Genomic DNA, 23,324 nt, shown 5'->3' with positions numbered 1-23,324 from the left:
AAACCGGATTGCTACTTTGTGAGTAAGACAGTCCAGAATATCTGATCTGGCTATTTATCCGGAAAAGGAAAGGCTATGAGAAAGCCAACCGAAATGAAACCTACGTCACGTATCGGGCTAGCGCTCGGCGGTGGCGGCCCATTAGGCGGTATTTATGAAATTGGCGCGCTCCGGGCGCTTGATGAAGCCTTGGATGGGCTGGATTTCAATAACCTTGATGTGTACGTAGGTGTTAACTCCGGCTCGTTTGTCGCAGCAAATCTTGCAAATCAGATGACTACGGCGCAGTTGTGCCGGATCTTTGTCCGCAATGAAGCGGAGGTTCACCCTTTCCACCCGGATGTATTCTATCGTCCGGCACTTAAGGAAATGGCAGGGCGGCTGCTGGCGGTTCCCGGCTTGCTCACAACAGCCGTTCGTCGCTTTATTACCAACCCCTATGATCAGAGCCTGCTGGAAGCCTTTACCATACTGACTCAAGCGGCTCCTGCAGGGCTATTTGATAACCAAGGCCTACACGATTACCTCAAGCGGGCTTTTTCTATGCTGGGGCGCTCAAACGACTTCCGGCAGCTGAAGCGTAGCCTGTATATCGTGGCAGCCGATGTTGAGAGCAGCGAGGCGGTGTGCTTTGGTGCTCCCGGGTTTGATCATGTGCCCATATCCAAAGCCATTCAAGCAAGCACGGCGTCTCCGGGCTTGTATGTGCCGGTGGACATAGATGGCCGGTATTATGTCGATGGAACTCTGCGCAAAGGTTTGCATGCGTCGGTTGCGTTTGAAGATGGCGCTGACTTGGTTTTTGCCGTCAACCCTCAGGTGCCCATCGATGCCAGCGCGGCCGTGCGAGCGGGCACCATGGCACCCGGGGATCTAACCCGTTCGGGTATGCCAAACCTGCTGTCGCAGATGTTCCGCACCATGGTTTACTCCCGTATGCAGTCGGGCATTGCTCATTACGCCACAGATTATCCGAATAAGGATATTGTCCTTTTCGAGCCGACCCGAGACGACGCCAAGCTGTTTTTCTCCAACGTGTTCAGTTTTCAGTCGCGCAGAATGGTGTGCGAACACGCTTATCAAATGACCCGCAGTGATTTGCGTAGCCGAGCTGATGAACTAGAGCCAAAGCTGGCGAAGTATGGAATAAAGCTACGGCGGGATCGTTTGGAGGATGAGCAACGAACCATCAGCACCAGCCTTTATGGTGAAATGCTTCCACTGTATGTGGCAAAGAGCAGAAAGAAAAAAGCAACTGGGAAAGGCAAGCTGGCGACTGGGTTGGAAAACGTCACCCACTTGTTTTCGAAAGCTGAATAAATACTTGGCTCAGGCGCACAAAGCCTGCCTGAGCCAAGGGCTTTCAAACTACATTGCCGGGTCAAAGAATATAGCGGCTCAGATCCTCGTCTTCCGATAGGTCTCCAAGTTTTTCATTCACGTATTCGGCAGTGACTTCAAACCCCTCGGTTACGCCGTCTCCCGCATCAAATGACAGGCTTTCCAGCAGCCGCTCCAATACCGTATGGAGGCGCCGAGCACCGATATTCTCTGTGGTCTCGTTAACCTTCCAGGCGATCTCTGCGATACGAGCAATGGCTTCTTCACTGAAGGTTAGTTTAACCCCTTCCGTATTCATCAGCGCCTCATACTGTTGAACCAGCGATGCATCCGGCTCGGTGAGAATGCGCTTGAAATCATCCGGGCTCAGCGCCTGCAGCTCGACACGGATGGGTAAGCGGCCCTGCAGCTCGGGAATCAGATCCGATGGTTTGGACAGGTGGAAGGCTCCAGAGGCAATAAACAAGATGTGGTCAGTGCGAACAGAGCCGTATTTTGTGCTCACCGTGCTGCCCTCAATCAGGGGAAGTAGGTCTCTCTGAACACCCTCCCGGGACACATCGGATGAGGTGTTTTCCGAACGCTTGGCCACTTTGTCAATTTCGTCAAGGAATACAATGCCATTCTGCTCTACGGCAACAATAGCTTTTTGCTTGATCGATTCTTCATTGACCAGCTTGGCTGCTTCTTCTTCCTTTACCCGCTTCAGCGCGTCTGAAACTTTCATCTTGCGGGGCTTCGACTTATCAGAGGCCATGTTAGAGAACATGCTCTGCAGTTGATTGGTCATCTCCTCCATGCCCGGGGGAGCCATTATCTCAACACCAGCGCTCTGATTGCGGAGGTTGATCTCGATTTCCTTGTCATCCAGCTCACCTTCCCGCAGCTTCTTCCGGAACATTTGCCGGGTAGATGAGTCCTCGGAGGGAGCTTGGCTGTCCTCATTGAAGCTTCTGGGGGGCGGGAGTAGGGCATCTAGAATGCGCTCTTCTGCAGCATCTAACGCACGGTCTTCATGAAGCTTCATTTCTTTGACGCGAAGCATTTTGACGGCCATATCCGCTAGATCGCGGATAATTGATTCAACGTCACGCCCAACGTAGCCCACTTCGGTAAATTTGGTGGCTTCCACCTTTAGGAAAGGCGCATCGGCCAGTTTGGCCAAACGGCGGGCAATTTCAGTTTTGCCCACGCCAGTGGGGCCAATCATTAGAATATTCTTGGGTGTGACCTCATCACGAAGAGTGCTATCCAACTGCATCCGGCGCCAGCGGTTTCTCAGAGCAATCGCCACAGCTCTCTTGGCCTCTTGCTGACCCACGATGTGTTTGTTGAGTTCGTGAACAATTTCACGGGGAGTCATTGCAGACATGGTTACTCCGGATCAGACGTTTTGGAGGGTTCTACTTTAGAGAGCAGCTCAATAGTGCGGTTGTGATTTGTGTAAATACAAATGTCCGCGGCTATCTCCAGCCCTTTCTCCACAATGTCGTGGGCAGAAAGTTCGGTATTTTCGAGCAACGCACGAGCGGAGGCCTGTGCAAACGGGCCGCCTGATCCAATAGCGATCAGCCCTTGTTCGGGTTCTATCACATCGCCATTCCCTGTGATGATCAGAGACGCGGTTTTGTCTGCTACAGCCAAAAGCGCTTCCAGCTTGCGCAGTGCTCTGTCTGTACGCCAATCTTTGGCGAGCTCTACGGCTGCTCTTGTGAGGTTGCCGTTGTGCTTCTCAAGCTGGGCCTCAAACCGTTCAAACAGAGTAAATGCATCCGCAGTACCACCTGCAAAACCCGCGATAACTTGCCCGTTATAGAGGCGGCGGACCTTGCGGGCGTTGCCTTTCATCATTGTGTTCCCCAGAGAAACCTGGCCGTCGCCACCCATGGCAACTTCGTCATCGCGTCTGACGGAAAGTATGGTAGTCATTAGGGCTCCAATTGCCTGATAGAAATCGGTATTGGGCAGTTATGGAGGCAGGTTGGAGGAATTCAAGTAGTTTGGAGTAGGAGTCTGCCGGGTGCGGCTTTTCAAAACACGCTGTGAATACCTCCCTGTACGCTCGGCTCCGCCATCCATGGCTCCGCACGGTTTTGAAAAGCCGCACCCGACAGACTCTCGCAACTATATGGGAGCCGTCAGCCCTGCTTGGGTACTTTTCGAATCAGCGGCTGAATGTTAATCGAAACAAGCTTATCGATAGCTGAGCTCATTTGGCTGCGGGATGTGAACGGGCCCACATTTACCCGGTACCAGACTGAACCACTATCAAGCTCTATTCGCTGCACCCCAGCTCTTAGACCTTGAAACGCAATTTGTGCGCGTTGGCGCTCTGCGTCTTCTTTGCTGCGGAAAGAACCGGACTGCACCAAGTAGTCAAAGTCCTGCTTGGCCGGACCAGGTGTGTATTCCTCGACTTTTTGTGGGATAACCTCCGACTCCGGAAGCATTTCATAGAATCGGAAGCCAGGTTTTTTTTCTTCCTGTTTCACAGTTTTGTTTGCCGGAGCTTTTACTGACTTTTCGGCAGTTGCTGGCTGCCTTGGCCCGTCGCTCGGGGGCACCGAGTTCAGGTAGACAATAAACCCAATAAAGCCACCAACCGTTGCCAGTGAAAAAATCCACTTCAAGGACAAGCCTCCCCGCTGAGAGCGCGCCGGAGCTGCTGGCTTCGTGTTCTTTTTAGGGGCGCGAGCAGACTTAGCAGGCTTTTTCTTGGTGGCGGCTGAGGACGCGCCTGACCGGTTTTTACGAGCATAGTCTCGGGACATGGTTATTACTTACATCTCTTCCGGTGCGCTTACGCCCAGCAGGTCTAGGCCATTTGCTATAACTTGGCGCACGGCGAGGTACAGGCTGATGCGGGCATCGCGCAGTGCTGTGTCTTCAATCAGCACCTTATGGGCGTTGTAATAGGTATGGAATTGGCCTGCCAGATCCCTCAGGTAGTGCGTGAGGTGATGGGGCTCACGCTGGATGGCAGAGTTTGCAATCAGTTCAGGGTACTTCGCCAACTGGTTTGCTAACTCTTTTTCTTCATCGAGCGTCAATAAAGACAGGTCGCCTAGACATTCATTGAGTCCGCGCTCAACGCCTTCCGCAGCCAGCTTCCGTAACACGCTGCATATACGGGCATGGGCATACTGAATGTAGTAGACCGGGTTTTCATTCGTCTGTGAGCGGGCTAGGTCGATATCGAAAGTCAGCTGGGAATCAACGCGCCGAGCCGCGAGGAAAAAGCGGGTTGCATCCCGGCCAACTTCATCGATTAAGTCGCGAATTGTGACATAGCTGCCAGCGCGCTTGGAAATTTTCACCTCTTGTCCAGAGCGGGTCACCATAACCATCTGATGCAGAACATAATCCGGCCAGCCCTTCGGAATGCCAGCGTTAAGGGCCTGCAACCCGGCGCGAACCCGTGTAACCGTTGAGTGGTGATCCGCTCCCTGTTCATTGATGACGGTGGTGAAACCGCGCTGCCACTTGTCCAGATGGTAGGCTACGTCTGGCAAAAAATAGGTGTAGCCGCCGTCTTTCTTGCGCATGACCCGATCTTTGTCATCACCGAATTCTGTGGTTTTCAGCCACAGGGCGCCACCGTCTTCATAGGTATAGTCGTTGTCCTGAAGGCGTTTGACCGTAGCCTCTACCTTGCCGTCCTGATATAGGGACGACTCCAGAAAATACACATCAAATTCGACCCCAAACGCCTTTAGGTCTAAATCCTGCTCCCGGCGCAGATACGCCACCGCAAATTCCTGAATGGCAGTCTGATCGTCTGGGTTGGCGCTGGCCGTTACTTCTCTGTCGTCAGCGGTAACGGTATCGCCTGCCAGATATGCCTTGGCGACATCAGTGATGTAGTCGCCACGATAGCCATCTTCCGGCCAGTTCTCGTCCTCGGGTGTTAACCCTTTTACGCGAGCTTGCACAGAGAGCGCCAGATTATTGATTTGGGCACCCGCGTCGTTGTAGTAAAACTCACGGGTAACCTCGTAGCCGTTGGCCTCCAATAGACGGCTTAGGCAATCGCCAATGGCAGCGCCTCGACCGTGGCCCACATGTAGCGGCCCGGTGGGGTTGGCGGACACAAACTCCACCTGAACTTTTTCACCCTTGCCGTTGTTGTTGCGGCCAAATTCGCCAGCCTCATCCAAAATTGTGTTCACTATCTCGAAGGCGCTGGCGGTACTCATGAAAAAATTGATAAAACCGGGGCCCGCAATTTCTACCTTCGCTACGGCACTGCTTTCGGGCAGTTTCTCAATTAGCATCTCAGCCAGTTTACGGGGCGCGCACCCCGCCGTTTTGGCAGCAACCAGAGCAATGTTGCAGGCGTAGTCACCGTGGGATTTATCTTTGGTGTTGCCTACTTGCGGCGAATAGGTCTGGTCGGCTGGCAACGCGCCCTCGGATTGAAGCGCGGCCAGTGCGGACTGGAGCAGATCGGAAACTGTCTCTTTCATACTTTCAGGTAACTCGATGATTCGGAGTGTTTGGAGACGACGGGCGTCCCGACTGGGGTTTTGGGTGAAGTATTATCGGGGAAAGAGGGGGGATTCTCAATGGAGTCGGAAAGCTGGAAAAAACAATGCGAGCCTATTTGGCTCGCATTGTTAAGCCGGTGCTACTTGGTGTCGAAGCAGCTTGTACCTGTGCCAAACATGCTATTTCTGCCGCCTGGCGGGGTTATCTCCAAGTCATTCAAGTCACTGGCCGCGCAGCTTAAAGCAAAGTCATAGTCTTCAACACTTTCGGTGCCACCGACTCTCACCGTTGCAGTTATACGGGTTTTAACCCAGCTACAAACACTCTGAGGATACTTGATTGAAAAATTGCCCGAGCCGTCTGTCTTCGTGATCAACGATGACACCGTGGTTGTAGCCGGATTGGACGGCGTCAGCCTGTTGTTGCCGTTAATGTCTTCGCCGTCATCCAATATGCCGTTTTTGTTGGTGTCTTCGGCTGTGCAATAGCCGGTAACTCCAACGTTATTCTCTGGTGGCACACTGGAGATTACTGGAATCCAGATGTCATCGAAAGGTGCGGGTTCATAGCGTCCTTTAGCGTAGCTCACCGGCAGTACGCTAAGCTCTACAGAGGCTCCTTCTACGGGAGCTCCGTTTGCATCGGTTACAATAGCTACGAAATCTTTCAGGTAGCTAGCTTCATCAGGTTCAACAATAGTGTTGCCGGTACCGATAACCACCCTCAAGGCTCTCCGTGCTACCGTCATGTAAAGTGAGCCGGTGACATTGCTGTCAGCCGCGGTTGCCTGAATTTCAACTCCATCCCGAGCACTGATCGACTGCCCAGCTGTGTAGGTTGTGGATACCCGGCCGAGACTGTCGGTGATTCCGGAGCTAGACGACAGGTTGCCGCTGCTGCCATCAGCAACGATTTGGAAGGTAACTAGCTGGTTTTTGGCTAGGTTGTTGTTTTGATCGCGAACCACCGCCAGTACTTCAGTAGTTTCTCCGAAATCAAGTTGGGTCTTTGTTGCTTGAACATTGACTGAGTCAGCAGTGGTTGCTACAAATTCAAAGGTGCGCTCTGTAGAAAGGCCTGAGTCAAGAGTTCTAGCAGTTATGGTCGTCGGTCCCGAGATGTTTGAGCTTATCCGCACAGAAGCGCGACCATTTGAAGTAGTCACCAGCCCGTCTGCGGGCTGTAAAGTTCCGCGAGTGCTGCTAAAGCGAACGATACGCCCGTCCACTGGAGCGTTGTCAGATTCCCATTCCAGTGTGACCACTTGAGGTGTGTTCAAGTTGATTTCTGTGTTTGCAGTCGGAGATCCGAATACAAAGGTTTCAGGTGAAATGCTAATGGTCTTGGTGGCCTCTACTAAGCTTTCTCCCGAAAACGCCGAAACGGTTATTACGTCTTCACCGCTTAACTGGGTGGCCAGCTGAATGTCCACCACACCATCTGTTGTTGTCAGGCTCGAAGATGTAATTGTGCTGTTATTAGTGGTGACAGTGATTTCCTGATTGCTAATACCATCCCCGTTGCCATCGCTGAGTGTAATCCGATAGGGCACGGTGTCTCCAAGTGAGACAGAGTCAGGGCCTGCGATTGATATGGATGATCCTACAATAGTGACCACTACGGAGTCACTTTTACCGCCCGCACTAACGCTAACAGTGTTCGTTCTGTTCCTAGCGTCGTCCGACGTGCTCAGAATCGCTGTCGCCGTGCCAGACTCGTCCGTGTTGGGGTTGTCTACGCGCAGCGTGCCATTGTTATTGACCGAAAACTGAACAGGTACATCTGGAAGCAAAATTCCATTGGGGTCTTTAACCAGAGCTGTCAGGGTTGATGTGGCTCCCGAGGACGTGCCGATCTGAACCGGGCTTGCCAGAAGTTGGACTGATCCTACGTTGACTACCTCTTCAGGTGTGCCCCCGCCATTTCCTGAACCATCACCTCCAGCTAGAGGCGTAGAGCTATCGTCGCCACCGCCACAGGCCACTAAAAAAAGTGCAAGCGACAAAGCGAGCACACGCGCAAGGAATTTCCCTGACATTTTATAATCTCCAGTTCTCGTTTACAGCACGTTCCTTTGGCAGTTCGTTTCTCTCTGAACGAACAAATGAAGAGAGAACCGCAACCTCAGATTGTTGCTGGCATTTTAAGCGTATCGTAAAAATAATAGCACAGTATCCGCAACGGCAATCCTTTGCAGTACAGTTTTATGCAAAGGAATGTAACAGTTTGAACGCCGAGGACTGGGTCACACTATTTAGCCTGTTTCCTGAGGGTCCACATCAATCATCCATTTTGCGCCCTTGGGAGGTCTTTGCTGTTCGAGAGTTTGGCAAATTCTACTCAATAAACTGTTTAGACGCTTCCGGTTATCTGTATTCAGTACAAGTTGCGCTCGGTGCCTGTCTGCTCGTCGTGCGATGAGCGCAGGCAGAGGCCCCCACACTTCGATGCCGGGCGCATTTACGAGGCGCTTTATGCTATCCAGTATCTGTAGGCTTTGCTCCATGGTATCTGCCTCCGCCCGGAAGATTGCCATGGCACGAAAGGGTGGAAGCAGTCCCGATTCGCGTTCAGCCAGAAGCTGGTCAGCCATACTCAGGTAGTGGCCATTGCAGAGTGCCCTGAGGAGAGGGTGGTCGCTATGGCAGGTTTGTACAACCACGTTTCCAGCTTTCGTTCCGCGCCCAGCTCTACCACTTACTTGTAGCAGTGTTTGTATCAGCTGCTCTGGCGCCCGAAAATCTACGCTAAAAAGCCCACCATCCGCATTAATTGCAATCACTAGAGTTACATTCGGAAAGTCGTGCCCTTTAGCGAGCATCTGGGTTCCGACGAGGATGCAGGGCTCTCCGGTGTTAACTTGTTGAAGAATAGTTTGAATGCTGCCCTTTCGCTGTGTGCTGTCACGATCTACTCGAACGATAGGAGTAGTGGGGAAGTTGGCAGCGAGGATATCTTCAGTCTGCTCTGTACCTTGGCCGACGGGCTTGAAGGTCTCGCTTTTGCACTTCGGGCAAGTCTCCGTTGCTGCTGTTTGATAGTCGCAGTGGTGGCAGCGCATTGCCCGGTCGCGCCGGTGATAGGTGAGTCGTGTGTCGCAGCGAGGGCACTCAACCATGTGGCCGCAGTCGAAACACATCATAACCGGAGCGAAGCCGCGGCGATTGACGAACACCAGTGCTTGATTGCCTTTGTCTAAAGTTTGTTGGAGTGCCTGCAGGGCAGGGCGGGAGAGTCCGCCCTCCAAGGGGCGGCTACGTATATCCAGCAAGCTGATTGATGGAGGTAGTGCTGCGCCTGCGCGTTCTTCGAGACGGATAAGCCGGTACTTGCCATTCAAGGCGTTATGGTAGGACTCCAGCGAGGGTGTGGCGGAGCCAAGAATAATCGGGCACTGGTTTAAGCGGGCGCGATAAACTGCAACATCCCTACCCGAGTATCGAAAACCTTCGCCTTGTTTGTATGAGCTATCGTGTTCTTCGTCGACAATCAGTGTTTTTAGTGCCTTAAACGGAAGCAGGACGGCTGATCGGGTGCCGATGAGTATAATGGGTTCGCCGTTGCGAATTTTAAGCCATACGCTCAGACGCTCGCTGTCGTTGAGGGCGGAGTGCCACACCAGAATGCGTTCGCCAAAATAGCGTTTGAAGCGGGCAACGGTTTGCGGAGTTAGATTGATTTCGGGAACCAACACCAGCGCTTGTCCATCTGCGGTTAGGTTCTGTTTTAGATAGTGCAGGTAAATCTCTGTTTTTCCGCTACCGGTTATTCCATATAAGAGGGATGCGTTGAAGCCGTCATCTGGCGATGGAAGTTGGCAGGCCGCTTCCGTTTGCGCCGGAGATAAGGTTGGTGCCGTTACCTCTTCTTTATAGAGCTGGCTTTGGGAACTTATACCTGAGGTTGTTACAGGTTTAAGCAGGTCTTTATCGTTCAAAGCCTTTAATTGTGTGCGGGTAAAGCCAGCTTTGACGATCTCGCTGCCCTTTACTCCCTGATCATGTTGGCTAACCCAGTCCCACAGGCTTTTTTGCTTATAAGCGGTTGCGGGCAGTATCGCGCCGTTGCCGCAGGCTTGCCATCGATCCTCGCTTTTCTCGAGAGCTGGCCTGCCCCGACGTAACGCCGGTGGCAGTGCTGTGAACAAACACTCTCCGAGCGGGTGTTGGTAATAGTCACTCGCCCAGCTCAAGAGTTGGAAGGTTTCGCTCGGCAGAGCTGGCCATTCCTCTAAAACGCTTTGCACGGGTTTGAGAGTAATTCCTTCTGGTGGTGTAGCATCTGTTTCCACCACCAAACCCACTGCTTGTTGGCGCCCAAAAGGAATCTTTACGCGCTGGCCGGGTGTCAGAGTGATGCCTTCTGGCACAATATAGTCAAAGAGCCTTCTTAGTGGCCGGTTCAGCGCAATGCGGGCGGTTGATGGCACCGGGTGATCCTTTAATGGTTTATGCGTATGGGTCAGGATTCATGCACCTGCAAAGCTTGCCTGCCAAGATAATTGCAAGTAAGATTCGCGGTCTGTTTGCGGCAGGGCATGGATTGTGCCCCGTCTTCTCCATTGATTCAAACATGCGGTGCCCGACGCCAAAGCTCAAATAAGAGCTCCGCGATCAGGTAGCGGCATGACCCACAGAGGTTCGCCATGAAAGAAGGTATTCACCCTAAGTACGAAGATATCACTGCAACCTGCTCCTGCGGTAATGTGATCAAAACCCGTTCTACTATCGGTCACGATCTGCAGCTAGATGTTTGCTCCCAGTGCCACCCGTTTTACACTGGCAAGCAGAAAGTTATGGATACCGGCGGCCGTATCGATAAGTTCCAGAAGCGGTTTGGCGGTCGTATTGCTGGTGGCAAGAAAGACTGATCTTGCTGGAAAGTTGAAAAAAGCGCCTGAGGGCGCTTTTTTCGTTTGTGCTGACGAAAATAAGCCCTTAAATTTGATTATACGCAATTCGCCGTATTGACTGGTCATAATTTGTTCGGCTTGCCCTTGTCGTTTGAGGTCGAGCGCGCCATAATGTCGCGCTCCTTCAGGCAGGCATTCGCCGCCTGAAGGCTTATTACCTTTAAACGTGACAAACGGAACAGTGGCAATGTCTCAAGATCTGAAAGAAGCAGCCCTTGAATATCACGCCAAGCCGCGGCCTGGAAAGATTAGTGTAGAAATCTCCAAGCCGACAGCGACCGCCCGCGACCTCGCTTTGGCATATAGCCCGGGTGTTGCCGAGCCGGTTCGTGAGATCGCGAAGGACCCGGAGAACGCATACAAGTACACTGCCAAGGGCAACCTTGTGGCGGTTATCTCCGACGGTACTGCGATCCTTGGTCTGGGTAATCTAGGTCCGCTGGCAAGCAAGCCGGTAATGGAAGGCAAGGGCGTACTGTTCAAGCGCTTTGCTGGAATTGACGTGTTTGATATCGAGGTCAATTCCGAAAGCCCGCAGGCGTTCATTGAAACTGTTGAGCGTATTGCTGACACCTTTGGCGGCATCAACCTTGAAGATATCAAGGCGCCAGAGTGTTTCGAAATCGAACGCGCACTGATCGAGAAGTGTAATGTGCCCATCTTCCATGATGACCAGCACGGCACAGCGATTGTTACAGCCGCTGGTATGATCAATGCTCTTGAACTTCAGGGCAAAAAGATTGAAGACGCAAAAGTGGTTTGCCTGGGAGCGGGCGCCGCTGCAATCGCATGTATGAAGCTGTTGATCAGTTGCGGTATCAGCTCTGAAAACATCTTCATGCTTGACCGTAAGGGTGTGATCCACTCCGGTCGCGATGATCTTAACCAGTACAAAGCGATGTTTGCCAACGATACTGACAAGCGTACTTTGGATGAAGCAATTGATGGTGCTGATGTATTCCTCGGTCTGTCTGGTCCGGATCTGCTGAGCGCTGATCAGCTAAAGAAGATGGCACCAAACCCGGTTGTGTTTGCATGCTCCAACCCGGATCCGGAAATTGACCCGGCTGTTGCGAGCTCGGTTCGTGATGATTTGATCATGGCTACTGGCCGCTCAGATTACCCGAATCAGGTTAACAACGTTCTTGGCTTCCCATTCATCTTCCGTGGTGCGCTCGACGTTCGCGCGACCTGCATTAACGAAGAGATGAAGGTGGCTGCAGTAAATGCAATTCGCGAGTTGGCTAAAGAGCCTGTGCCGCAGGAAATCTGCGAAGCTTACGGTGCCGACAGCTTTGAATTTGGTAAAGAGTACATCATTCCCAAGCCCATGGATGTTCGCTTGCTGGAAGTTGTTCCAGCGGCAGTGGCCCGTGCTGCGGTGGATTCCGGTGTTGCCGGTAAAGGCTACCCGGAGCACTACCCGCTGAAGAGCATGGATGACATCATCTAATTGATGGCGTTATGAGCTCACAAAAAAACCGGCGGTGATCCTGCCGGTTTTTTTGTGGGTGCTTGTTTTCGTGTTTGGTGTTCAGAATATTTGGCGTGAGAGGTCATCTCCGTTACCGTGAGTGCCGTTTGATCTCTCATCCTCTTCTGCCAAAGGTGCGGGTGCATCTTCCTCTTTGAATATCTCGAAGCTGCCGTCCTCACCCGGTCTTGCGCGCCTTCCGGTTTCCGGGTTGATTCGAATATTAACGATACCGTTCGGGCGTGGCATGAAAGCCGATGGCGCACCCTCTAAAGCTAATTTCATATAGTCTATCCAGATAGGTAGTGCTGTGCTTGCGCCGAACTCTCTACGGCCCAGTGGGGCAGGTTGATCAAAGCCTACCCATACCGTAGTAGCAATGTTGTGGTTGAAACCGGCAAACCAAGTGTCTCTCTGCTCGTTCGTTGTGCCTGTCTTGCCTGCGATATCATCCCGCCCCAGTGCCAGAGCGCGGCGGCCGGTGCCCCGTTTCACAACGTCCCGAAGCATCGAGTGCAGGATATAAACCGAACGCTCGTCCGCCAGTCGCCGCATAACCCGCGTTTCGGGGGCGTTCTCTGCCGTTAGTGCGGGTGTGTCATTGTCTGCAATCGCATCTTCGTTGACGGTTTTAGTCTCGGTTTCGGTTCCGTTGGTATCGCAGTCGCGATCACAAAGAATAATAGTTGGGGCCCGATATACTTCCTCGTCATTTACATCTGTAATGCTTTCGATCAGATAGGGTTCTACGTCGTATCCGCCGTTTGCAATGACAGCTAGCCCTCTAGCCAGTTCCATGGGTGAGAGTTGTCCGCTGCCCAGAGACAGGGAGAGATCTTTGGGCATATTCTCTGTCGGAACCTTGAGTTGTTTAAGGTAGTTCAGAGTGTTGGGGATGCCGAGATCCCTTAAGAGCCGGATGGAGACAAGGTTGCGCGAGCGATACAGTGCCTCGCGAAGCGGCGTGGGGCCGTAAAATTGGCCTGAGGAGTTTTGTGGGCGCCAGGCGGTTTCGAGCTCTGAATCGTCAAAAACGATCGGGGCGTCGTTGTATATGGTTGCCGGTGTCATGCCGCTTTCCAGTGCAGTTAAATACAGAAACGGCTTAAAGGTAGAGCCCGGTTGCCGTTTTGCTTGTATGGCTCGGTTGTATTTGCTCTGCCCAAAGCTGTAACCGCCTGCAAGAGCTTGAATGGCGCCGGTCTTTGCCTCTAGAGAAATCAGGGCGCCCTCGGCTTTGGGGGCTTGCATGAGTGACACTTTTACCGGCTGGTCAATGTCGGTGGCTAGGGTCTCTGAAGGTTCGTCGTCCTCGGGTAGAGCAGGGGCTTTTGGTAGTTGCTCGACCCGAACGTAAACGACATCGCCAACGTTGACAACGTCTGAAGGTTTTTCAGGCTTCGAGCCTGTCAAATTTTCCGTTTTATAACGCCTTGCCCATTGCATTGACTCAAATGGCATTACGGCCGCCCCAAAGCGGCGGACATAGGCGCGCGCTTCATTATCTTTATCATTAACTGCCGTAATAACCGCAGGCATCAAGGACTCTATTCGTGGATAGTTCAGCATTACCTCGGACAGATCACTATCAGCCAGAATTTCATCGTCAATTTTGCCTATAGCCCCCCTGAACCCATGTCTGCGATCGTAAGCTTCCAAGCCGTCCCTGAGTGCGTCAGTTGCTGTTTGCTGTTCTTTGCTGTCTACCGTCAGGGTAACAGTGTAGCCATCGGTATAAGCTTCTTCTCCGAAGCGTCTGACCATTTCCGCTCTAGCCATCTCCGCAACGTAGTCGGCATCTACCTCCGCTTCCGTCGCATTGTACGTGGCGGTAAGTGGTGCCTTAATGGCAAGTTCGTAGGCGTCCGGAGTAATGTATTGGAGCTCCTTCATTCGGCCCAGAATCCAGTCCCTGCGTTGCATTGCGCGCTGAGGGTTGGCGAGTGGGTTGTAGGCAGACGGAGCTTTGGGTAGGCCTGCCAGCATGGCCATTTGAGCGAGGGAGAGTTCGCTAACCGGTTTGTTGTAATAAACCCGAGCTGCAGCAGCAATGCCGTAAGCTCGATTGCCCAAATAGATCTTGTTTAGGTACAGCTCAAGAATTCGGTTTTTCTCCAGCTCACGCTCTATCTGAACTGCAAGAAGTATCTCGTTGAACTTGCGAATAAAGGTCCGATCACGTGACAAAAAGTAATTTTTTGCAACCTGCATAGTGATGGTGCTGCCGCCAGATTGGATCGAACCGGTTGAGACCAGTTCGATTGCAGCCCGCACCAGGCCTTTGATGTCGACCCCGAAGTGCTCGTAAAATCGCGAGTCTTCCGCCGCTAAAAAGGCTTGTAACTGAACTGTTGGGATCTGTTCGATTGTGATCGGTGCCCTTCTCTTTTCACCGAATTCTGCTATTAATCTGTTGTCTTTGCTGTACACCCGCAGCGGCGTCTGGAGTTTTATCTCCAAAAGTTGCTCGACTGGGGGGAGGCCGGGGCGAAGGTAAAGATAGAAGCCTGAGCCTAGGATAACGGCGATACTCATTCCGGTGAGAAATAACCAGGCAAAAAGGCGAGATGTACGCAACAAATGGGACATTTTTTCTGACAACTGTTGGATATAGGTCTATCATTTGAGAAATTGCTTTAGGAAGGATGAGTCGCTTCACCGTTGCAATTGTTCCCAGTTGAATGAGAGCGAGTATTGTAAACGGAATAATGAAGAAATTCTCTTAAATAAAAAACACATAACACATGTAACCGGGTGCATCTAACCAGGTATAGGGTGAGCGCGTGTTCGGATTGTTCGGAAAGAAATCCAGTGCAGTATTAGGTGTCGACGTGAGCTCCAGCTCCGTCAAACTCCTTGAGCTGTCGAAGCAGGGCGACCGTTACAAGGTCGAGAGCTATGCTGTTGAGCCATTGCCGGCTAACGCAGTCGTGGAAAAAAATATCACGGATGTCGAGGCTGTCGGTGAGGTTCTCAAGCGCGTCGCTTCCAAATCCCGGACCAGCGTTAAGCAAGTGGCGGTGGCGGTCTCGGGCTCAGCGGTTATAACGAAGCTCATCCAGATGGATGGGGGTCTTAACGAATTCGAGATGGAAGACCAGATCGCTCTGGAGGCAGATCAGTACATTCCATATCCGCTCGACGAAGTGGCGATTGATTTCGAGGTACAAGGTCCCTCGGAAACGAATCCGGATCAAGTGGATGTTCTTTTGGCGGCTTGCCGTAAAGAAAATGTGGACATCCGTGAAGATGCGCTTGAGATAGCTTCGCTCAACACGAAGATTGTGGATGTCGAGGCTTACGCGCTTGAGCGTGCCTACGCCTTGATTGAATCCCAGCTTGAGCATCAGGGCGAAGACTTGGTCGTTGCCATTGTGGACATTGGTGCCACCATGACCACGTTGAGCGTTTTGGCTGACGGCAAGACCGTTTATACGCGTGAGCAGATTTTCGGCGGCAAACAGCTTACCGAAGAAATTCAGCGCCGCTACGGGCTTTCGGTTGAAGAAGCCGGGCTTGCCAAGAAGCAGGGCGGCCTTCCGGACGACTACGATTCCGAAGTGCTTACACCCTTCAGGGAGGCGGTCGTTCAGCAGGTAGCGCGCGCCCTTCAGTTCTTCTTCGGAGCTAGCCAGTACAATGCGGTGGATTATGTGGTGCTTGCCGGCGGCACGGCTTCGATCCAAGGGCTGACAGAGATGGTGGAAGAGAAAACAGGCACGCCAACACTGGTCGCGAATCCCTTTGCAGAAATGGCGGTTGGCTCGCGGGTTAATGCATCGGCGCTGAGCAATGACGCTCCTTCGCTGATGATTGCCTGTGGCCTGGCAATGAGGAGCTTCGACTAATGGCAAGAATTAACCTCAGGCCTTGGCGCGAAGAGCTCCGGGCAGAGAAACAAAAGCAGTTTGTTGTAATGGTATTGGGGGCCGCTATTATCGCTGCCGGTCTCACATTCTTGTGGAGTTCGGATCTTGATAGCAGTATTGCGTACCAGCAGTCTCGGAATGCCTATATCGAATCCGCCACCAAGAAGCTAGATGAGCAGATTCGCGAAATTGAAAGCCTCAAGCGCAAGCGTGATGAGTTGCTGGCCCGCATGAAAGTTATTCAGGATTTGCAGGGTAAGCGTCCGGTTATCGTCCGTGCCTTTGATGAGTTGGTTCGCACCTTACCTGATGGCCTCTACTACACGGACCTGAAGAGATCGGGAGATCAGGTAAGCATTGTGGGTATGGCAGAATCCAACAGTCGCGTTTCAACTCTGATGCGTCAGTTTGATGAATCCGACTGGTTCACGAGCCCGAACCTGTCCAACGTGTCTTCGGCGGATGGCCAGCGTGCGGGCTACAGCGAGTTCACTATGACCGTGAAGCAGCAAACACCTGAGCCTGAAGGGGAGGATAAACAATGAGCCTTTCGGACTCCCTAAAAAGCCTTAATGAGTTTGATATCAATGATCTTGATATCAATAACGCTGGCATTTGGCCTGCACCTATCAAGGCGATTGTTGTTCTGATTGTTTTTGGCCTGATAATGGGTGGCGGGTACTGGTTCTTTATAAAGGATCAATACGTGCAGCTCGATAGGGTTGAAAAAACGGAGCAGGATTTACGCAAAAAGTATGAAGAGAAAGCGTATCAGGTGGCCAATCTGGAGGTTTTCAAGGCTCAGATGATTGAAATGGAAGAAACCTTTGGAGCGCTTGTGCGACAGTTGCCAAGTGAAACCGAAGTGCCCGGCCTTCTGGAGGATATTACCAACACCGCTTTAGGTAGCGGTCTTGCTCTTCAGGAAGTAAAGCTTCAGCCAGAGCAGAAGCGCGACTTCTATTCCGAGTTGCCAATCAATATCCGGGTTACAGGCTCATACCATGAGCTTGCATCGTTTGTTAGCAGCGTAGCGAGCTTGCCGAGGATTGTGACCCTGCATGACTTAACTATTAAACCAACTGGCGGAGACAACGAGCGACTTGATATGCAGGTTGTCGCTCGTACCTACCGCTACCGGGCTGGAGAATGAGCATGGCAGCAAAGCATGCGGGAAAAGCCTGGCTGGGTGTGTGTCTGGTAACACTGTTGACAGCCTGCTCCCAGGGCAGCGGTTTTTCCGATCTGGACAAGTTTATGGCAGACACCCGAGCCAAACCTCGGGGGCACGTAGAGCCATTGCCGGAATTCAACGCGTACGAGGCGTTTAGTTACTCTGCAGCTGATAGGCGGGCTCCGTTTGAACCGCCGATGGATGTTCAGCTTACGATGATTGACGAAAAACCAATCAGCGACGTTGAGCCCAACCTGGACCGGCCTAAAGAAGTGCTCGAAAACTTTGATCTCAAGGACCTGAGCATGGTAGGCACGCTTCAAGGTGAAAAAGGAAACCTGTTTGCACTGATTCGAGATAACGCGGGTGGCATACACAGGGTCCGTACCGGGAATTTCATTGGGCAGAACTACGGCCGTGTTATAGGCGTTAGTGAAACCCGTATAGAACTTATCGAAATCGTTCCCAATGGCCGGGGTGGCTGGGTAGAGCGTCCTCGCTCTCTAACACTGGACGAAGATGCAGGTTAAGGAGCGGTTGGATGAAACTTGAAAGAAAAATGCATGTACAAAAAAGTTCGGGGTCGAGGCTAGCGATGTTCAGAAAACTCAATCTATACGTCAGCGTAATTGCTTTTGGGTTGTTATCCGGCCTGGCCAGTGCGGTCACGCTGGAAGACGTGTCGTTTTCGTCGCTACCGGGAGAGCGTCTGGAAGTGACACTTAAATTTGATGGTCAGCCGCCTGAACCGTCGGGTTACACCATTGAACGTCCAGCGCGGATAGCGGTGGATTTGGCTGATACCACCAGCGGGTTGAACACCCGGAGCGTTCCGCTTGGCTCAGGCAATGCACAGAGCATGACGGTAGTTGAAACCAAGGATCGGACTCGCTTGATTTTCAATCTGGTTGAGCTCGCTCCTTACAAGACCGTTCGAAACAACAACTCCTTAGTGATGACAATCGGCGGCGGAACAGGCTCCGGCTCGGTTGCTGCTAGTTCTTCCGGAACTACGACTGTTTCGAAGCCAGCTTCTGCACCAGACACGCTGGCTGGCGTAGACTTCCGCCGGGGCAATAAGGGAGAAGGTCGAGTCATTGTAGATCTTGGAAGCCCGCGGACACCGGTAGACTTGTCAGAATTGGGCGGCAAAATTCGTCTTACAATGAATGGTATTGCAGTGCCGGCAGACCTGCGTCGTCGTTTGGATGTGACCGATTTTGCAACACCTGTCAGCCGCATTGATACGTTCGTGCAAGATGGCAATGCTGTGGTTGAGATTCGGCCTGAAGGGAATTACGACTACATTGCGTACCAGTCTGGTAGCCAGTTCACTGTTAGCGTAGAAAAGCTCAGTGAAGAGGAGGCAGAATCCCGCCGCGAGGAGAAGTTCCCATACTCCGGAGAAAAGCTTTCCCTCAACTTTCAGGATATTGAAGTACGCTCTGTACTACAGTTGATTGCGGATTTTACGGGCTTGAACCTGGTTGCCAGTGATACGGTAGGTGGAAGCATCACTTTGCGCCTGCAGAACGTTCCTTGGGATCAAGCACTTGAGCTTATCCTAAAAACAAAAGGTTTGGACAAGCGCCAGATTGGTAACGTGTTGTTGGTCGCCCCAGCAGATGAAATCGCAGCGCGCGAGAAACTTGAGCTTGAAACCACTAAGCAAATCGCTGAGTTGGCTCCGGTTCGCCTAGACATAGTGCAAGTTAACTATGCCAAGGCTGCTGATATCGTGGCGCTGATTGAGGCCGACAAAGAGCTGATTTCCGATCGTGGTTTTGTTTCCTCCGATTTGCGTACCAACACGATCAGTGTGCGCGAGACAACGGGCAAACTGGAAGAAATTCGCCGCCTCGTATCCACCTGGGATGTTCCTGTACGGCAGGTTTCAATCGAAGCTCGTATCGTGCGTGCTCAGAACAACGTATCTGAAAGCCTTGGTGTTCGTTGGGGTGGTGCGGCATACAACGTGAGTGGAAATAACATTGTTTCCGTAGGTGGCTCCCTTGGAACTGTAGGGGAAGCGAGAGAGGCTGCTGCTGGCGGATCTGCGGGCATTTCTTTCCCGGGAGCACTCGCAGTGGATCTTGGTGTTAGTGGTGAAGGCGCGTCCTCATTTGCCATTGGTTTTGGTAGCGATGACTTCTTGGTAGATCTTGAGCTATCTGCGCTTGAGAGTGATGGCAAGGCCGAGATTGTGTCTCAGCCCCGTGTGGTGACAGCTGATCGTCAGACTGCTTCAATCAAATCGGGTCAGGAAATTCCGTATCAGGAAGCCTCCAGCAGCGGCGCAACGAGTACATCTTTTAAGGAAGCTGTGCTATCTCTTGAAGTGACGCCGCAGATAACGCCCGATGACAAGATTATTATGGATCTGGTGGTCAATCAGGACTCTCGAGGTGAAGAAACGAATGCTGGGCCAGCAATCAATACTAACTCTGTAACGACACAGGTACTGGTGGCGAATGGCGAAACGGTTGTGTTGGGCGGCATTTTTGAGTCTACCAATACAACGCAGACTACTAAGACCCCGTTCCTTGGCGATATTCCTTATCTTGGGCGCTTGTTCAAGCGTACTCAGACAACGGAACTTCGCAGTGAGCTGCTAATCTTCATCACACCGAAGATCATCAAGAACGACTTGATCCAGTAACAGGGGTCAGGAAAAAAGCCGCCGCGATAAACCGGCGGCTTTTTTGTGTCTGTACCGTTTGTTGTGTTAACGCCGAAGCTTATGCAATCTTCGGCCCTGTGATATTCTCACCCGCCTGAACACTATTGAGCGGAAGTTATGTCTTTGCCCAAACGCGTAGTGCTGGTTGGCCCCATGGGCGCAGGTAAAAGTACGATTGGTCGGATGCTTGCCCGGGAGTTGGGGTATAGGTTTCTGGATTCTGATCGAATCATTGAAGAGCGTTGTGGGGCAAACATTCCCTGGATATTCGATGTAGAGGGCGAAAAAGGCTTTCGGCAGCGCGAAACAGCAATGTTGGATGAGCTGTCTACTGAGCCTGAGACTGTTTTAGCAACGGGCGGCGGCGCGGTCATGCGTACTGAAAACCACGCACTTTTAAAAAAACACTCAGTGGTCGTTTACCTGCGAACATCCATAGAGCAGCAGGTAGAGCGTACCCGGAAAGACCGGAATCGCCCTTTGCTCCAGAACGATGACCCTGAGGGCGTTTTACGGCGATTGTTTGCGGTACGAGACCCGCTGTATACCGAGCTTGCGGATATTATCATGCATACAGACCGCAAGAGCCCACGACTTGTAGTGCGCCAGCTGGTTAATCGCATAAACCCCAAAACACCGAGACAACAAAGACAAGTACGAAAGGAAGGGCGCAACCATGTATAAACTGCTTCACACACTCCAGGTTGAGTTGGGCGAGCGCAGTTACCCCATTGTGATCGGCGAGGGTGTGCTCGGTGAATATGAACTCTCAAACTACGTTCGCGGCTCACAGGTAATGATTGTGACCAACGATGTGGTTGCGCCATTATATCTGGAGCAAACAAAAGCCTGTTTTCCAGCCAAGACTGTTGATGTAGTCGTACTCCCCGACGGCGAAAAGCACAAGGATTGGCAAACACTGAATCTGATTTTCGATGCTTTGCTGGAGAAACAACATACCCGAAAAACCACTCTCGTTGCTTTGGGCGGGGGTGTTGTTGGCGATATGACGGGGTTTGCCGCGGCGTCTTACCAGCGTGGCGTGCCGTTCATACAAATTCCGACGACGCTGTTGTCACAGGTTGACTCGTCTGTGGGTGGAAAAACCGGCATTAACCACCCGCTCGGCAAAAACATGGTTGGCGCTTTCCATCAGCCAGAAGCCGTTTTGATCGATACGAATACGCTAAACAGCTTGCCACCGAGAGAGGTATCTGCAGGGCTAGCAGAGGTCATCAAGTACGGCTTGATTCGCGATACAGCTTTTCTTGATTGGCTGGAACAGGCGATGCATCAACTTGTGGATTTTGATAGCAATGCGTTGGCTGAAGCTATATTCCGTTCGTGCGCCTGCAAGGCCGATGTTGTAGCTCAAGATGAAAAGGAAAACGGGCTTAGGGCTACGCTGAATCTAGGCCATACCTTTGGCCACGCTATTGAAACCTTTGCCGGTTATGGCAACTGGCTGCATGGAGAAGCGGTTGGCACAGGGATGATAATGGCAGCCGATTTGTCCGCCCGGGAAGGCTGGATAAGTTCGGCCGATTACGACCGTATCCTGCACATTATTCGTAAGGCGAACCTGCCTGAGAGGCCTCCGGCGAACATGACACCTGCGGATTTTATGAGTCTGATGGCTGTCGACAAGAAGAATGTGGACGGCATGCTGAGGCTTGTGTTACTTCGGGCCGTGGGTGAGGCAGAAGTAACATCCCGGGCCTCTGCGGAAAATCTCTCGGCAACGCTCAGTGCATTTTGCCACCAGAAAATCTGAGCAGGGCGTGCAACATTGAACGGCAAGGATCTTTTGTGACTGACGATAGCTTCAACAGCCTGGACGGGGGAGGATTGTTCCCGCGGTTACAGCAGCGATACGGTCTGAGAGATAACCCGCTGGAAATGGAGACGCCATTCTTTCCGGATGGTATGCGCCATCACGCGTTAGAGGCGCTTCGTCATCTATGTGGGTTTGGCGATATGGCGCTGTTGCTCACAGGTGGGGCGGGGTCTGGCAAGAGTCGATTGCTAACAGAGTTGATGCGTAGCGAGTCATCGCGGCTGGGCTTCCATCGGCTTTCGGCTGCGGCCATGACCAGCTCCAATGCGCTGGCAAGGGACCTTCGGCAAGTTACCCGTTCCGGCTCCAACTCTGATGGCAATCCGCGCGACGCTGTGTATCGATTTTTCCGTTGGTCTGAAAGCCGGGTTGCTAAAGGTCAGCGCATGGTGCTGCTGATTGATGATGCTGACCGGGTGCCTCCTGAGCTTCTTCGGCTGATCCTTCAAGGCTTTTTAGCCGCTGACCGTGCCAAGGCGGCAGTTCCGGTGTTTGTCGGGGAGGACCGCCTCGTAACACTTCTTGGGCTTGATGAGTCTACTGTTTCCGTTCATCAGATTCACTTACGACCGCTAACCAAGGAAGAGGTTTTTTCTTACCTTGAGCCTCGTGTTCATAAGGCGGGGGGCAAGGTGAACGAACTTCTGAGTGCCGCTCGCCTTTCGACAATATACGACCTCAGTCAGGGCAGCTTTTCCCGTCTGAAAAGGGTGACGCCCGGTATCTGGCTGGATATTGTTTCTGAAGCCTCAAAACAACGTCCATCCCGGCGTGTCGACTTAAAACAGCTCCGCTTGCCAGCACTGGCACTGCTGCTTTTGGGTGGTTCTTGGTGGTTCGTTTCCCAGCAATACGATGAATCGGTTGCGCTGGAAAGTGAAACGATTCCGGAGCCGGATAGAGTGCGCAAGAGCATTACCATTGGCCCTGAAACACCAGAAGATGAAGTGCCCGCTGAGACGCTTCCGCCATTGACAGAGCAAGCAACTCCGGCGGACCCTATTCCTGAGCCTGAGCCTGAGCCTGAGCCTGAGCCTGAGCCTGAGCCTGAGCCTGAGCCTGAGCCTGAGCCTGAGCCTGAGCCTGAGCCTGAGCCTGAGCCTGAGCCTGAGCCTGAGCCTGAGCCTGAGCCTGAGCCTGAGCCTGAGCCTGAGCCTGAGCCTGACTTTGTTCCAAAAAATGCTACCCGGTATGTGGCGGTTGAGCAGCTGCGCAGCCGTAGCAAAGGCTGGACTATTCAGCTTGTTGCTGGAAACTTGGAGCAAACGGCGCTTAATGTTATCTCCCGCTATGCGTCTCTCGATGAAATGGTATATATCAAGACCGAACGCAAGAAGGAGCCCTGGTTTGTGGTGCTTTATGGTAACTATGCCACCAAGGAAGAAGCTCAGAAGGCTGTGTCGCAATTGCCCGATGCACTGATTTCGCGCACTCCCTGGGTGCGTTCGACCGAAGGTTTTTAGCTCAGTAAAATCTACTCCAACTTCCTGTTTCCTTGAGGGAAATGATCTGTTGCTACGGCGCCGTTCAAATAAGTGATGTCGATTTT

At 52.3% G+C, this 23,324-nt stretch carries 18 protein-coding genes; 11 read left to right on the top strand and 7 right to left on the bottom strand.

What is annotated here, in order from left to right; genetic code table 11:
- Positions 1–75 precede the first annotated feature (75 nt).
- Entirely contained in the window at positions 76–1,320 is a 1,245-nt protein-coding gene (locus MWU62_RS14345; protein ID WP_247115551.1) for a patatin-like phospholipase family protein, read from the top strand.
- Between the two features lie 61 nt (positions 1,321–1,381).
- Here MWU62_RS14345 and hslU read toward each other — a convergent pair whose 3' ends face one another.
- The 6 genes from hslU to MWU62_RS14315 all read right to left on the bottom strand — a co-directional run bounded on the left by hslU (position 1,382) and on the right by MWU62_RS14315 (position 10,258).
- The gene (gene hslU, locus MWU62_RS14340; protein WP_247115550.1) at positions 1,382–2,713 is read right to left on the bottom strand and encodes an ATP-dependent protease ATPase subunit HslU; all 1,332 of its coding nucleotides are present in this window, start codon (positions 2,711–2,713) and stop codon (positions 1,382–1,384) included.
- A 2-nt stretch (positions 2,714–2,715) separates the two neighbouring features.
- Positions 2,716–3,270, bottom strand: coding sequence for an ATP-dependent protease subunit HslV (gene hslV / locus MWU62_RS14335; protein ID WP_247115549.1), 555 nt, complete (start codon positions 3,268–3,270; stop codon positions 2,716–2,718).
- Between the two features lie 209 nt (positions 3,271–3,479).
- Positions 3,480–4,112, bottom strand: a complete 633-nt coding sequence (locus MWU62_RS14330; RefSeq protein ID WP_247115548.1) for an SPOR domain-containing protein — start codon at positions 4,110–4,112, stop codon at positions 3,480–3,482.
- Between the two features lie 9 nt (positions 4,113–4,121).
- Positions 4,122–5,807, bottom strand: a complete 1,686-nt coding sequence (gene argS / locus MWU62_RS14325) for an arginine--tRNA ligase (RefSeq protein ID WP_247115547.1) — start codon at positions 5,805–5,807, stop codon at positions 4,122–4,124.
- A 161-nt stretch (positions 5,808–5,968) separates the two neighbouring features.
- Entirely contained in the window at positions 5,969–7,867 is a 1,899-nt protein-coding gene (locus tag MWU62_RS14320) for an Ig-like domain-containing protein (RefSeq protein WP_247115546.1), read from the bottom strand.
- A gap of 216 nt (positions 7,868–8,083) precedes the next feature.
- Positions 8,084–10,258 (bottom strand): primosomal protein N', encoded by a 2,175-nt coding sequence (locus MWU62_RS14315; RefSeq protein WP_247115545.1) that lies wholly within the window; start codon positions 10,256–10,258, stop codon positions 8,084–8,086.
- Between the two features lie 216 nt (positions 10,259–10,474).
- On the opposite strand from MWU62_RS14315, the gene rpmE reads away from it, so the two are divergent.
- The gene (gene rpmE, locus MWU62_RS14310; RefSeq protein WP_200366696.1) at positions 10,475–10,699 is read left to right on the top strand and encodes a 50S ribosomal protein L31; all 225 of its coding nucleotides are present in this window, start codon (positions 10,475–10,477) and stop codon (positions 10,697–10,699) included.
- Positions 10,700–10,928: 229 nt separating this feature from the next.
- On the top strand, positions 10,929–12,194 hold the full coding sequence (locus MWU62_RS14305; protein WP_247115544.1) for a malic enzyme-like NAD(P)-binding protein: 1,266 nt from the start codon (positions 10,929–10,931) through the stop codon (positions 12,192–12,194).
- 81 nt (positions 12,195–12,275) lie between these two features.
- On the opposite strand, the gene MWU62_RS14300 is transcribed toward MWU62_RS14305, so the two are convergent.
- Positions 12,276–14,804: a penicillin-binding protein 1A gene (locus MWU62_RS14300; RefSeq protein WP_348645651.1), complete on the bottom strand. Its 2,529-nt coding sequence runs from the start codon at positions 14,802–14,804 to the stop codon at positions 12,276–12,278.
- A gap of 194 nt (positions 14,805–14,998) precedes the next feature.
- Between MWU62_RS14300 and MWU62_RS14295 the strand changes: the two genes are divergently transcribed.
- From MWU62_RS14295 to MWU62_RS14260, 8 genes are all read left to right on the top strand, one after another.
- Positions 14,999–16,063 carry a pilus assembly protein PilM gene (locus tag MWU62_RS14295; protein WP_247115542.1) on the top strand — a complete coding sequence of 355 codons (1,065 nt, stop codon included), beginning with the start codon at positions 14,999–15,001 and terminating at the stop codon, positions 16,061–16,063.
- Positions 16,063–16,629 (top strand): PilN domain-containing protein, encoded by a 567-nt coding sequence (locus MWU62_RS14290; RefSeq protein ID WP_247115541.1) that lies wholly within the window; start codon positions 16,063–16,065, stop codon positions 16,627–16,629. The genes MWU62_RS14295 and MWU62_RS14290 overlap by 1 nt, the downstream gene beginning before the upstream one ends.
- A complete protein-coding gene (gene pilO / locus MWU62_RS14285) occupies positions 16,626–17,237 on the top strand; it encodes a type 4a pilus biogenesis protein PilO (protein ID WP_247115540.1) in 612 nt (203 codons plus the stop codon). The genes MWU62_RS14290 and pilO overlap by 4 nt, the downstream gene beginning before the upstream one ends.
- Positions 17,238–17,239: 2 nt before the next feature.
- The gene (locus tag MWU62_RS14280) at positions 17,240–17,788 is read left to right on the top strand and encodes a pilus assembly protein PilP (RefSeq protein WP_247115539.1); all 549 of its coding nucleotides are present in this window, start codon (positions 17,240–17,242) and stop codon (positions 17,786–17,788) included.
- A 65-nt stretch (positions 17,789–17,853) separates the two neighbouring features.
- Positions 17,854–19,917 (top strand): type IV pilus secretin PilQ family protein, encoded by a 2,064-nt coding sequence (locus MWU62_RS14275; protein WP_247115605.1) that lies wholly within the window; start codon positions 17,854–17,856, stop codon positions 19,915–19,917.
- A 138-nt stretch (positions 19,918–20,055) separates the two neighbouring features.
- Complete coding sequence (gene aroK, locus MWU62_RS14270) at positions 20,056–20,622, top strand: shikimate kinase AroK (RefSeq protein WP_247115538.1); 567 nt, start codon at positions 20,056–20,058, stop codon at positions 20,620–20,622.
- The gene (gene aroB, locus MWU62_RS14265; RefSeq protein ID WP_247115537.1) at positions 20,615–21,712 is read left to right on the top strand and encodes a 3-dehydroquinate synthase; all 1,098 of its coding nucleotides are present in this window, start codon (positions 20,615–20,617) and stop codon (positions 21,710–21,712) included. The genes aroK and aroB overlap by 8 nt, the downstream gene beginning before the upstream one ends.
- A gap of 35 nt (positions 21,713–21,747) precedes the next feature.
- Positions 21,748–23,238, top strand: coding sequence for an SPOR domain-containing protein (locus MWU62_RS14260; RefSeq protein ID WP_247115536.1), 1,491 nt, complete (start codon positions 21,748–21,750; stop codon positions 23,236–23,238).
- Positions 23,239–23,324 lie beyond the last annotated feature (86 nt).

Origin of the sequence: Marinobacter sp. S6332, from assembly GCF_023016045.1 — a bacterium.
Classification (GTDB): domain Bacteria; phylum Pseudomonadota; class Gammaproteobacteria; order Pseudomonadales; family Oleiphilaceae; genus Marinobacter.
The sequence above is the reverse complement of the archived record's forward strand: the minus strand, read 5'-3'. Positions and strand labels throughout refer to the sequence as shown.

Bases quoted from the DNA above. Each gene is read 5' to 3' on its own strand.
- hslU (WP_247115550.1), bottom strand. From the start codon at position 2,713: ATGTCTGCAATGACTCCCCGTGAAATTGTTCACGAACTCAACAAACAC.
- aroK (WP_247115538.1), top strand. From the start codon at position 20,056: ATGTCTTTGCCCAAACGCGTAGTGCTGGTTGGCCCCATGGGCGCAGGT.
- MWU62_RS14305 (WP_247115544.1), top strand. From the start codon at position 10,929: ATGTCTCAAGATCTGAAAGAAGCAGCCCTTGAATATCACGCCAAGCCG.
- MWU62_RS14345 (WP_247115551.1), top strand. From the start codon at position 76: ATGAGAAAGCCAACCGAAATGAAACCTACGTCACGTATCGGGCTAGCG.
- aroB (WP_247115537.1), top strand. From the start codon at position 20,615: ATGTATAAACTGCTTCACACACTCCAGGTTGAGTTGGGCGAGCGCAGT.
- pilO (WP_247115540.1), top strand. From the start codon at position 16,626: ATGAGCCTTTCGGACTCCCTAAAAAGCCTTAATGAGTTTGATATCAAT.
- MWU62_RS14280 (WP_247115539.1), top strand. From the start codon at position 17,240: ATGGCAGCAAAGCATGCGGGAAAAGCCTGGCTGGGTGTGTGTCTGGTA.
- hslV (WP_247115549.1), bottom strand. From the start codon at position 3,270: ATGACTACCATACTTTCCGTCAGACGCGATGACGAAGTTGCCATGGGT.
- rpmE (WP_200366696.1), top strand. From the start codon at position 10,475: ATGAAAGAAGGTATTCACCCTAAGTACGAAGATATCACTGCAACCTGC.
- argS (WP_247115547.1), bottom strand. From the start codon at position 5,807: ATGAAAGAGACAGTTTCCGATCTGCTCCAGTCCGCACTGGCCGCGCTT.
- MWU62_RS14300 (WP_348645651.1), bottom strand. From the start codon at position 14,804: ATGTCCCATTTGTTGCGTACATCTCGCCTTTTTGCCTGGTTATTTCTC.
- MWU62_RS14290 (WP_247115541.1), top strand. From the start codon at position 16,063: ATGGCAAGAATTAACCTCAGGCCTTGGCGCGAAGAGCTCCGGGCAGAG.
- MWU62_RS14275 (WP_247115605.1), top strand. From the start codon at position 17,854: ATGTTCAGAAAACTCAATCTATACGTCAGCGTAATTGCTTTTGGGTTG.
- MWU62_RS14320 (WP_247115546.1), bottom strand. From the start codon at position 7,867: ATGTCAGGGAAATTCCTTGCGCGTGTGCTCGCTTTGTCGCTTGCACTT.
- MWU62_RS14330 (WP_247115548.1), bottom strand. From the start codon at position 4,112: ATGTCCCGAGACTATGCTCGTAAAAACCGGTCAGGCGCGTCCTCAGCC.